Raw genomic sequence first — 11,154 nt, forward strand, 5'->3', positions numbered from 1 at the left:
AAACCATTTCCTCATATAATTAACGTGCATTTTGTATTATTTTATAAATTGCAGCAAATAATTTTTAAAATGAAAAAGTTTCTCAAATATTTCGGCTTTCTTATTTTGCTGATTGTATTCTATTTTGGTGCAACTACGTACCCAAAATTAGACATTCTATCAGGATTTGCTGCAAAAAGTGTAGCTTCCGGACATTTCATTGACCGCCGGCCATTAGAAGTTATTCAACAAGGTGATAACGACATCGATTTGGTTCGACTGGCTTCGATTGATATTAATAAAGAATCTAAATTTGCGACCTCTTCTGTTTATGGATTAAAAAAACGCAAAGCCATTTACAGAGAAGGTTTAGGAGCTACATTAGTAACCGATGATTACGATGAAACACAACCTTATTTGGTTCCGAAACGAACAAAATTGGAAACGAATTTACCTTTTCCATACGGAGATCAAAATCAAAAAGACACGGTTTTTCCCGAGGTAGATTACCAAAAATTGAAGAAAGCGGTTGCTGATGCATTTGATAAACCCGGTTTTAAAACCAAGCGAACGCGAGCTCTTTTGGTGATTTATAAAGATCAAATCATTGCCGAAAAATACGAAAACGAATTTACCAAAAACACCAGATTCTTAGGTTGGTCAATGACTAAAAGCATTACGGCTACGTATTTTGGACTTTTGCAATATCAAGGAAAAATTGACATTAACAAACCTGCTCCGGTGAATGAATGGGCAAATGACGAACGTTCAAAAATCACCTTACACAATTTAATTCAAATGAATTCCGGTTTAGAATGGGAAGAAGATTATGGAAAAATTTCGGATGTGACGAAAATGTTGTTTATTGAAGAAGATATGGCGAAAATACAATTGGAAAAATCGGCTGCTTTTGAACCTAACACGCATTGGAATTATTCTTCCGGAACAACAAATTTACTATCAGGAATTTTGCGAAGACAATTTAAAACCCATCGAGAATATTTAGATTTTTGGTACGCCTCATTAATTGATAGAATTGGCATGCATTCGATGTTGATTGAACCTGATATGGCCGGAAACTTTGTAGGTTCTTCCTATGGATGGGCAACAGCTCGTGATTGGGCAAAATTTGGCTTACTTTATTTGCACGAAGGCAATTGGAATGGCGAACAGCTTTTTGATAAAAGTTGGGCAAAATACGTCGCTACTCCTACACCAACTTCCAACGGAGAATATGGTGGTCATTTTTGGTTAAACGCTGGTGGAAAATATCCTGATGTGCCGAAAGATATGTATTTCTGTGGCGGTTTTCAAGGTCAGAAAGTGATTATTATACCATCCAAAGAACTAGTAATTATTCGTTTTGGATTGACGGAAGATGAAGATTTTGATTTTAATGGGATGATGAAGGGGGTGATTGAAAGTATTAAGTAATTTTTAACCGCTAAGATTTACGCAAAGGACGCAAAGACTGAAGATACTAATTGGAGCTCAAAAGAATAAATTTCCTGAAGTTCAATACAGTCAATTCTCTAGCCCCGACCTTGCCTACCGGCAGGCAGGTTGCAGTGGAAATAAATAAGTTCCGAAAAAACTCGGGACTTTTTTATTGCAACGGGAAGCGGGAATATGGTTTCCAAAAATGCCCAAGCCATTCGCTTCAAATAAAAAAAATTTGATTATGAGATTTCTCCTTCGTCGAAATGACACAAATTCAGGTTAAATCTTATAAATCAAACCCCAAATTAACACCCAATTTCATCGCAATAATCTTTGTGATGCGTTGTTTGAGTTCAGGTATTTTGATGCTTTCGATAACTTCGTTGGAAAAAGCATACAGCAATAAAGCTTTGGCTTCTTTTTTAGGGATGCCTCGTTGTTGCATGTAGAACATCGCACTTTCGTCCAGCTGACCAATGGTACAGCCGTGTGAACATTTGACATCATCGGCAAAAATTTCCAATTGTGGTTTGGCATTGATGGTGGCTTTGTCGCTTAACAAAATGTTGTTGTTTTGCTGAAAAGCATCGGTTTTTTGGGCTTCTTTTTCCACAAAAATCTTTCCGTTGAAAACGCCGGTAGAGCTTCCGCCTAAAATGGTTTTATAGTTTTGATGACTTTCGCAATTAGGTGTCGCGTGATTCACTAATGTGTAATGATCCACGTGTTGCTTGTTGCCAATAATCGTAATTCCTTTTAAGGTGGAATCGATTCGTTCGCCAAAATGATAGAAATTCAAGTTGTTTCGGGTGATGTTTCCACCAAAAGAAAACGTATGCACCGCAACTCTACTCTCTTGTTTTTGAGAGATATACGTATTGTCAATCAAATTAGCTGTTTGTTCGTCGTTTTGAATTTTGTAATAATCGACAATCGCTCGTTTTTGAGCAAAAATTTCGGTTACTGAATTGGTCAATACCGGATTACTGTTCAAACTCTGGTGACGTTCGATGATTTGCACGTGAGCATTTTCGCCAACAATAATCAAATTTCGAGGTTGCACCATTAAGGCACTTTCGACTCCGGTTGAAAAATGGATGATTTCAATAGGTTTGTCGGCCACTTTGCTTTTTGGAATGTTTATATAGGCTCCTTCTTGAGCAAAAGCGGTATTTAATGTGGTTAAACTTTCGTCTTTGCTCGCTATTTGGTTAAAATATGTGTCCAAAATCATTTTATATTTTGGCTTTGTCAGCACCGATGATAGTAAGCAAACGTCAATTCCTTCGTGTGTGGTTGACGACATAAACGAACTGAATTTACCGTCTACAAAAACCAACTTATAAGTGTCGACTTCATGAAGAAAATACTCTTTTACTTCTTTAAATTCAATCGAATTTTCCCTTTTTGGAAAAACAGAGAAATCGTTTTTTAAAACTGAATTCAGTGAGGTATATTTCCAAGCTTCCTCTTTTTTGGTAGGGAACCCTTTGTTTTCAAAGTTTTTGATGGCAGAAGTTCGAATGTCGTGCAGCTGTGCAGTTACATCAACTTTTTCTTCAAAAGCCATAAAGGATGATATGAGTTTTTCTTTTAGTTCCATTTGTTGGTTTCTAGTTTCAGGTTTCAAGTTTCAGGTTTTAGGTTATTGAAACTTGTTGCCTTTAAAGTCTTTTTTGTTTAAATAAGTTATAAAGTTTTTTATCTTACCACTTAAATTTTCATATTTCGTTTTCAAATCTTCAAACTTTTCTACTGAAATATATTCGTAATCATAAAGTCTATAAATTTGTGACCTTGATTCTCCGGCAGAGCCTTTGGCGATGGATAAAAACTGACGAAATTCAATATTTCCATCTCTTTCAAAACCTTCTGCAATGTTATCCATAACAGAGCCTGATGATGCTTTTATTTGTTCTTTAAATCTAAAATCTGTTTTTAAATCAGTTTCTTTAGAAATTATATAAATTTCTTTTGCTAATTTTCTGGCTTCTTGCCAAATTTCTAAATCTTCAAACTTTGTAATTGTTGCCATGGCATATATATATTTAAATGGTTTATACTAAATTGATGGAAAAAAACTGAGTCTTGAAACTTGAAACCTGAAACAAATTTTAAACCAATTCACTTTTAATCCAATCATATCCCTTTTCTTCAAGCTCATAAGCCAGTTCTTTTCCGCCAGATTTTACGATTTTTCCATCCATTAATACATGCACAAAATCAGGAATAATATAATCTAATAAGCGTTGATAATGCGTGATGACTAAAACCGCATTTTCATTGCTTTTTAATTTGTTTACGCCGTTTGCCACAATTCGCAAGGCATCGATATCTAAACCTGAATCGGTTTCATCTAAAATAGCAATTTTGGGTTCCAACATCGCCATTTGAAAAATTTCATTACGTTTTTTCTCACCACCCGAGAAACCTTCGTTTAACGAACGAGACAAAAACTTGCGGTCAATTTCTAATAATTCTGATTTTTCTCGAATCAATTTCAACATTTCGTTGGCCGGCATCTCGTCTTTCCCATTGGCTTTTCGGTTTTCGTTGATGGCTGTTTTCATGAAATTTGTTACTGATACGCCTGGAATTTCTACCGGATATTGAAACGATAGAAAAATACCTTTGTGAGCTCTTTCTTCGGGAGCTAATTCAGCTAAATCCTCGCCTAATAATTCAACGGAACCTTCGGTTACTTCGTAATTTTCATTTCCGGCAATTACAGCAGAAAGTGTGCTTTTCCCGGAACCGTTCGGTCCCATGATGGCATGTACTTCGCCGGCTTTGATTTCAAGGTTGATCCCTTTTAATATTTCTTTGTCTTCGATGGAAGCGTGCAAATTTTTTATGCTTAACATTTTTGTTTTTTGTTTCAAGTTTAATGTTTCAAGTTCGTTTATTCAATTTTTGAAACATCTACTATTTGTTTATCTTTTTTGATTGTTCTTATGTTTCGTTCAGGCATAACTTGAAACCTGAAACTTGAAACTTATTTATCCAACAGACCCTTCTAATGAAATCTCCAATAATTTTTGTGCTTCTACCGCAAATTCCATTGGTAATTTATTCAGTACTTCCTTGCTGAAACCATTTACAATTAAGGCAATCGCCTTTTCAGTTGGAATACCACGTTGATTGCAATAAAAAACTTGGTCTTCTCCAATTTTTGAAGTTGTTGCTTCGTGTTCAATTTTGGCAGAGGTGTTTTTACTTTCGATATACGGAAACGTGTGTGCTCCACAATTATTTCCCATCAAAAGTGAATCACATTGGGAAAAGTTTCTGGCATTATCGGCATTGGCACTAATTCGAACCAAGCCTCGGTAACTATTCTGGGATTTCCCGGCAGAAATTCCTTTGGAAATAATAGTTGATTTAGTGTTTTTCCCTAAATGAATCATCTTTGTTCCGGTGTCGGCTTGTTGGTGGTTATTGGTTACAGCGATGGAATAAAATTCGCCAATCGAGTTATTTCCTTTCAAAATTACTGAAGGATATTTCCAAGTAATGGCCGAACCGGTTTCCACCTGCGTCCAAGAAATTTTTGCGTTTTTCTCGCACAAACCTCTTTTGGTCACAAAATTAAAAACACCGCCTTTTCCTTCTTTATTTCCTGGATACCAGTTTTGAACCGTTGAATATTTAATTTCAGCATCGTCCATCGCAATTAATTCTACCACAGCGGCGTGCAATTGATTTTCGTCACGACTTGGAGCAGTACAACCTTCTAAGTACGAAACATAACTGCCTTCATCGGCAATTAATAACGTTCGTTCAAACTGACCTGTTCCCGCTTGATTGATACGGAAATAAGTAGATAATTCCATTGGACATTTTACACCTTTTGGAATGTAACAAAAACTCCCATCTGAAAAAACAGCGGAATTTAAAGCGGCATAAAAATTGTCTTTTTGTGGAACAACGGTTCCTAAATATTTTTGAACCAACTCCGGATGTTCTTTGATAGCTTCAGATATACTCATGAAAATGATTCCTTTTTCAGCCAACGTCTTTTTGAAAGTCGTTGCAACAGAAACCGAATCCACCACTATATCCATCGCCACATTGTTCATTTTTTTCTGTTCATCGATTGAAATTCCGAGCTTTTTATACATCGCTAACAATTCCGGATCAACGTCGTCTAATGTTTTGTTTGGATCTGCTTTTTTTGGAGCGGAATAGTAGGAAATCGCTTGAAAATCGGGTTTATCATAATGTACATTTGCCCAATCCGGCTCAATCATTTCCTGCCAAGCACGAAAAGCTTCCAAACGCCAATCGGTCATCCATTGCGGTTCTTCTTTTTTCATAGAAATCGCACGGACAATGTCTTCGTTTAAACCAATAGGAAACGTTTCCGAGTCTAATTCGGTATAAAATCCGTATTCGTATTCTTTGGTTTCTAATTCGACTTTTAAGTCGTCTTCGGTATATTTACTCATAATTTTTTTTACAACTCTGTCAGAGTTTGAAACTCTGACAGAGTTATTGAATTTATAAAGAAAAACTCTCTCCGCAACCACACGTTCTGTTCGCATTTGGATTATTAAATACAAATCCTTTTCCGTTTAATCCGCCTGAAAATTCTAGAATTGTCCCCGCTAAGTAGAGAAAACTTTTCTTTTCAACTGCTACCCGTATATTGTTATCTTCGAACACTTTGTCGTTTTCTCCGATTTCTTTGTCAAATTTTAAATCATAAGACAAACCGGAACAACCACCGCTTTTCACGCCTACGCGAACGTAATCGCGGGTAGCATCAAAACCATCATCTTGCATCAAATCGATGATTTTCTTTTTGGCTGTATCTGAAACTTTTATCATTTGCTATTTTGATTTTGTCTAAATAAAGGGCAAATATACACCAAATCAAGAAAAATAAAACAATTTCTAACATTTTTATAACGAATGATTTGATAGAAAAAAGTTATTATAAACCCTCTAAAACGTATGTTTTTAGTAATTTGCGAAACATTTTATAATCAAGTTCAATTATGAAACTATACCCCATAGAAGCAGGTAACTTTAAACTCGATGGTGGCGCTATGTTTGGCGTGGTACCCAAAACCATTTGGAACCGAACCAATCCGGCTGATGAAAACAACCTCATCGACATTGCTGCCCGCTGTTTATTAATTGAAGAAGGAAAGCGATTGATTTTGATCGATACTGGAATGGGAAGTAAACAATCGGATAAGTTTTTTGGATATTATTCACTTTGGGGGGAACATTCTTTAGATAAATCTCTGGCTAGCTATGGTTTTCATCGTGATGATGTGACGGATGTTTTTATGACGCATCTTCATTTTGACCACTGTGGAGGTAGCGTAAACTGGAACAAAGACCGCACAGGCTATGAAGTCGCTTTCAAAAATGCAAAATTTTGGACAAATGAAAATCATTGGGAATGGGCTACTAAACCCAATTCACGTGAAAAAGCTTCTTTTCTGCACGAGAATATCATTCCAATGCAAGAAAGTGGTCAGTTAAATTTTATTAAAAGACCCAACAGTGATTTTGGTTTTTCGGAAGAAATGGATTTCGGTATTTTTTATGCAGATGGTCATACTGAGAAGCAAATGCTTCCACATATCAAATACCAAGATAAAACCATTGTCTTTTGTGCCGATTTATTGCCAACTGCTGGACATTTGCCTTTGCCTTATGTGATGGGTTATGACACCCGACCACTGTTAACATTGGATGAAAAAGCTAAATTTATGAATATTGCTGCTGAAGATAATTATTACTTATTTTTAGAACATGATGCTCACAACGAAATCATCACTGTTGAAAAAACAGAAAAAGGCGTTCGCTTAAAAGAAGTTTTCAAATGTGAAGATGTCTTAAGATAGTGTTAATCTCCTAAATAAACTTTAATAAAATTATATTTTTACTTCAAAATTTTTAAAATGAATCATTTAAAGTACATTGCTATTGTTGCCGTATCAGGTTTGCTATTAACCGGTTGCGGAACCTCAAAAAATATTTCTTACACTCAAATTAGTCCGATTTCTGCAGAAACAGTTCCCTTAAAAAACAGTAAAATTACAGGTGCGGAATTACTTCGCTGGAGTCATTTAGACTTGCTAAAGGATACTATTCCCGGAATGAGTGTAGATCGTGCCTATGAAGAATTATTAAAAAACAAAAATGGACAAAAAGTCATTGTTGCCGTAATTGATAGCGGCACCGATATTGAACACGAAGATTTAAAAGGTCGGGTTTGGACCAACACCAAAGAAATTCCCGGAAACGGAATCGACGATGACAAAAACGGTTATGTTGATGATATTCATGGTTGGAATTTTCTAGGAAACATTGTGAATGAAAATTTAGAGTTAGTTCGCATTCTGAAAAAAGGAGACGATGGCTCAGAAACATTTAAAAAAGCCCAAGAAAAATTTGAAGAGAAAGAACAAGAAGCTCTTCAAGGAAAACAGCAATTAGACTTTATTTTGAATGCAGATAAAGCTATCGCAGAACATTTAAAAAAGGAAAATTATACGCTCGAAGATGTTAAATCAATTTTGACAACGAATCCGACTTTAGGCAATTATAAATTGTTGATGACTCAAATTCTTTCCAATACGCCACGCGAAGAATTAATCAAAGAATTAGATGCTTATCAAGAACAAATTTTTGATATGTTGAATTACAATTTAAAGATGGATTATGATGGTAGAAAAACCTTAGGTGATAATGCTGAAGATTTTTCAACAAAAAATTACGGCAACAATCAAGTTTGGGGTTCGGATAAAAAATATGCCTTGCATGGAACACATGTGGCCGGAATCATTGCACAAGTGAGAGGTAACAATTTAGGAGGTGATGGTGTAGCAAGCAATGTGGAAATTATGGCTATTCGTGCCGTTCCAAACGGAGATGAATATGATAAAGATATTGCGTTGGCCATTCGTTATGCTGCTGATAATGGTGCAAAGGTGATCAATGGTAGTTTTGGAAAAGGATTCTCTCCTCAAAAAGAGTGGGTGTACGAAGCAATCAAATACGCTGCTAGCAAAGATGTGCTTTTTGTACATGCGGCCGGCAATGATGCAGAGGATTTAGATGTTGTTGAAAGCTATCCAAACGACCGTGAAGGTGAGGCAGAAATCTCGTCAAATTTTATCAAAATTGGTGCATTAAATTATGAATATAGTACACGATTAGTAGCTGATTTTTCTAATTATGGCAAAAAAGATGTGGATGTTTTTGCTCCTGGGGTTAAGATCTATGCTACGGTTCCCAATAATGAATTCAAATATGAACAAGGAACTTCAATGGCTTCGCCAAATGCTGCAGGAGTTGCCGCGTTGATTCGTTCGTATTATCCTAATTTAACGGCTGCTCAAGTAAAACAAATTATGATGGAAAGTGGTGTGGCAATTCCAAAAACAGTAGTCGTTGGAGGTGATGCATCCAATAAAATTCCCTTTGCAGATTTATCGGTAAGTGGCAAAATTATCAATGCGTATAATGCTTTGCTAATGGCAGAAAAATTATCTAAAAAATAACAATGAAAAAGATATTCGGACTATTCTTGATCGCTTTGTCGGGTGTTATAAACGCTCAAAACAACCCAAATCCAGGCTATTGGCAACAACAAGCTGATTATAAAATGGAGGTTTGGATGGATGTTAAGTCATTTCAATATACTGGAACTCAAATTCTAGAATACACCAACAACTCCAATGATACTTTGAAAAAAGTGTTTTATCATTTATTTCCTAACGCTTTTCAGCCGGGAAGTGAAATGGATATTCGTTTGCAAACCATAACCGATCCCGACAAACGGATGATCAAAACATTCAAAGTTGAAGAAAAAGAGGTCAAAGAAAGTCGAATTGCAACCTTAAAGCCCGATCAAATTGGCTATTTAAAAATTTCAAATTTCAAACATGAGGGTGTTGTTGCCTCGACCAAAGTTGTGGGAACCATTTTGGAGGTAACATTAGTAAAACCTCTTTTGCCAAAATCGAAAACTACATTTTCTTTAGATTTTGACGGACAGGTTCCCGAGCAAATTCGTCGTTCGGGAAGAAATAGTTCTGAAGGAGTCGCTTTGTCAATGACACAATGGTACCCAAAAATTTGTGAATTCGACTTTGAAGGTTGGCATGCTGATCCCTATATCGGAAGAGAATTTCACGGTGTTTGGGGAAATTATGATGTCAAAATTTCCATCGATAAAAACTATACCATTGGAGCTTCGGGCTATTTACAGAATAAAAATGAAATTGGTCATGGCTATCAAGATACCGGTATTGAAGTAAAACATTCAAAAAAAACCAAAAACTTGACCTGGCATTTTGTAGCACCAATGGTGCATGATTTTGCTTGGGGTGCCGACAACAATTTTATTCACGACAAAATCATTGGAGAAAATGGCGTTGAATTACATTTCCTCTACAAAAATGACCCTGAATACATTAAAAATTGGAAGGATATGCAGCCAAAAACGGCTGAATTATTATCCTTTTTCAATAAAGCTATCGGCACCTATCCGTACAAACAATATTCCGTCATTCAAGGCGGTGATGGAGGAATGGAATATGCCATGTGCACATTAATTACCGGAAAACGTTCGTTACCAAGTTTGGTAGGAGTTACCGCTCATGAAATGGCACATTCTTGGTTTCAGCAAATTTTGGCAACAAATGAAAGTAAACACGAATGGATGGATGAAGGATTTACCTCTTTTATTTCTGATCTAGCAATGAATGAAATCATGCCTAATAAAAATAAAAAACAAGACAATCCTTTTCAAAGTGCTTATAACAACTATTTTGCGATGGTTGCCGGCGGAAAAGAACAACCACAGTCTACACATGCCGATCGTTACGACGAAAATAAAGTCTATGGAATTTCTTCTTACAGCAAAGGAACCGTTTTTTTAACACAATTAGGTTATTTAATTGGTTCCGAAAACATGATGAAAACCTTAAAACGTTATTATCATGATTATAAATTTACCCATCCAACGCCAAATGACTTCAAACGTTCGGCTGAGCGTGTTTCCGGTGCTGTTTTAGACTGGTATTTGGTAGATTGGACGCAAACAACCAGCACGATTGATTATGGCATTAAAGAAATCAAAGACGATGGTAAGGTTATTTTAGAACGGATCGGAAGAATACCCATGCCTTTGGATATTTTAGTAGTTTATGAAGATGATTCCATGGAAAGTTTTTATGTGCCAAATCCACTAATGCGTTTTGAAAAAGAAAATCCGTATCCACAAATCAAACGAACTGTTTTAGAAGGTTGGGGTTGGGCATATCCAACTTTTGAATTTAGTGTTTCAAAACCAAAATCGGCAATAAAAGCAATCGTTATCGACCCTAGCGGTTTGATGGCAGATGTAAATAAGGAAAATAATTACTACGAAAAAGTAAGATAATTATTAAACAGAAATAGTATAGAAGGGTTGAAAAGATTTCAGCCCTTTTCCATTTAAAAAAGTGAGTGATTTTTATCTTTTAAAACTTAAAATCTCATAAGAATTAATTAGTAAATCCATTGCAATCTGAATTGCAAACTATTGGTTATTCCTGTTACTCCATTTTTATCTAAATTACTAACTCCATAGATTAATCCTGCCTTCCAATATTGAGTAGCCCACCAATTTAGACCTAAATTATAGCGATTATTGATTCCACCATTAATCGTTCTTGTTTGTAAATCGTTTCTACCAATTCGGGATACTATTTCCCAAGCACCATATTT

The 11,154-nt window shown here is 35.8% G+C and carries 10 protein-coding genes; 4 read left to right on the forward strand and 6 right to left on the reverse strand.

Features of this window, described 5'->3' with window-relative positions:
• Window positions 1-69: 69 nt before the first annotated feature.
• Complete coding sequence (locus ACIQ2S_RS07670; RefSeq protein ID WP_396174643.1) at window positions 70-1,413, forward strand: serine hydrolase domain-containing protein; 1,344 nt, start codon at window positions 70-72, stop codon at window positions 1,411-1,413.
• Window positions 1,414-1,705: 292 nt separating this feature from the next.
• On the opposite strand, the gene sufD is transcribed toward ACIQ2S_RS07670, so the two are convergent.
• The 5 genes from sufD to ACIQ2S_RS07695 form a co-directional block, all read right to left on the reverse strand.
• A complete protein-coding gene (sufD, locus tag ACIQ2S_RS07675; protein ID WP_396174645.1) occupies window positions 1,706-3,022 on the reverse strand; it encodes a Fe-S cluster assembly protein SufD in 1,317 nt (438 codons plus the stop codon).
• Window positions 3,023-3,064: 42 nt separating this feature from the next.
• Window positions 3,065-3,454 carry a four helix bundle protein gene (locus ACIQ2S_RS07680; RefSeq protein WP_396174647.1) on the reverse strand — a complete coding sequence of 130 codons (390 nt, stop codon included), beginning with the start codon at window positions 3,452-3,454 and terminating at the stop codon, window positions 3,065-3,067.
• A 79-nt stretch (window positions 3,455-3,533) separates the two neighbouring features.
• Window positions 3,534-4,283 carry a Fe-S cluster assembly ATPase SufC gene (gene sufC / locus ACIQ2S_RS07685; RefSeq protein WP_396174649.1) on the reverse strand — a complete coding sequence of 250 codons (750 nt, stop codon included), beginning with the start codon at window positions 4,281-4,283 and terminating at the stop codon, window positions 3,534-3,536.
• A 135-nt stretch (window positions 4,284-4,418) separates the two neighbouring features.
• Window positions 4,419-5,867 (reverse strand): Fe-S cluster assembly protein SufB, encoded by a 1,449-nt coding sequence (gene sufB / locus ACIQ2S_RS07690; RefSeq protein ID WP_396174651.1) that lies wholly within the window; start codon window positions 5,865-5,867, stop codon window positions 4,419-4,421.
• 52 nt (window positions 5,868-5,919) lie between these two features.
• Window positions 5,920-6,249, reverse strand: a complete 330-nt coding sequence (locus tag ACIQ2S_RS07695; protein WP_396174653.1) for a HesB/IscA family protein — start codon at window positions 6,247-6,249, stop codon at window positions 5,920-5,922.
• 170 nt (window positions 6,250-6,419) lie between these two features.
• Here ACIQ2S_RS07695 and ACIQ2S_RS07700 point away from each other — a divergent pair, with 170 nt between their 5' ends.
• Genes ACIQ2S_RS07700 through ACIQ2S_RS07710 form a run of 3 tightly spaced genes read left to right on the forward strand, consistent with a single transcriptional unit; the run spans window position 6,420 to window position 10,828 of the window.
• Entirely contained in the window at window positions 6,420-7,280 is an 861-nt protein-coding gene (locus tag ACIQ2S_RS07700) for an MBL fold metallo-hydrolase (protein WP_396174655.1), read from the forward strand.
• Window positions 7,281-7,337: 57 nt separating this feature from the next.
• Window positions 7,338-8,942, forward strand: coding sequence for a S8 family peptidase (locus ACIQ2S_RS07705; RefSeq protein WP_396174657.1), 1,605 nt, complete (start codon window positions 7,338-7,340; stop codon window positions 8,940-8,942).
• Window positions 8,943-8,944: 2 nt separating this feature from the next.
• On the forward strand, window positions 8,945-10,828 hold the full coding sequence (locus ACIQ2S_RS07710) for a M1 family metallopeptidase (RefSeq protein WP_396174659.1): 1,884 nt from the start codon (window positions 8,945-8,947) through the stop codon (window positions 10,826-10,828).
• Window positions 10,829-10,935: 107 nt separating this feature from the next.
• On the opposite strand, the gene ACIQ2S_RS07715 is transcribed toward ACIQ2S_RS07710, so the two are convergent.
• A partial coding sequence (locus ACIQ2S_RS07715) for a porin (protein ID WP_396174661.1) occupies window positions 10,936-11,154 on the reverse strand: 219 nt, incomplete at its 5' end.

The organism is Flavobacterium sp. (assembly GCF_044371705.1).
GTDB lineage: Bacteria > Bacteroidota > Bacteroidia > Flavobacteriales > Flavobacteriaceae > Flavobacterium.

Coding starts and splice junctions, on each gene's coding strand:
- ACIQ2S_RS07670 (WP_396174643.1), top strand. CDS start 70: ATGAAAAAGTTTCTCAAATATTTCGGCTTTCTTATTTTGCTGATTGTA.
- sufD (WP_396174645.1), bottom strand. CDS start 3,022: ATGGAACTAAAAGAAAAACTCATATCATCCTTTATGGCTTTTGAAGAA.
- ACIQ2S_RS07680 (WP_396174647.1), bottom strand. CDS start 3,454: ATGGCAACAATTACAAAGTTTGAAGATTTAGAAATTTGGCAAGAAGCC.
- sufC (WP_396174649.1), bottom strand. CDS start 4,283: ATGTTAAGCATAAAAAATTTGCACGCTTCCATCGAAGACAAAGAAATA.
- sufB (WP_396174651.1), bottom strand. CDS start 5,867: ATGAGTAAATATACCGAAGACGACTTAAAAGTCGAATTAGAAACCAAA.
- ACIQ2S_RS07695 (WP_396174653.1), bottom strand. CDS start 6,249: ATGATAAAAGTTTCAGATACAGCCAAAAAGAAAATCATCGATTTGATG.
- ACIQ2S_RS07700 (WP_396174655.1), top strand. CDS start 6,420: ATGAAACTATACCCCATAGAAGCAGGTAACTTTAAACTCGATGGTGGC.
- ACIQ2S_RS07705 (WP_396174657.1), top strand. CDS start 7,338: ATGAATCATTTAAAGTACATTGCTATTGTTGCCGTATCAGGTTTGCTA.
- ACIQ2S_RS07710 (WP_396174659.1), top strand. CDS start 8,945: ATGAAAAAGATATTCGGACTATTCTTGATCGCTTTGTCGGGTGTTATA.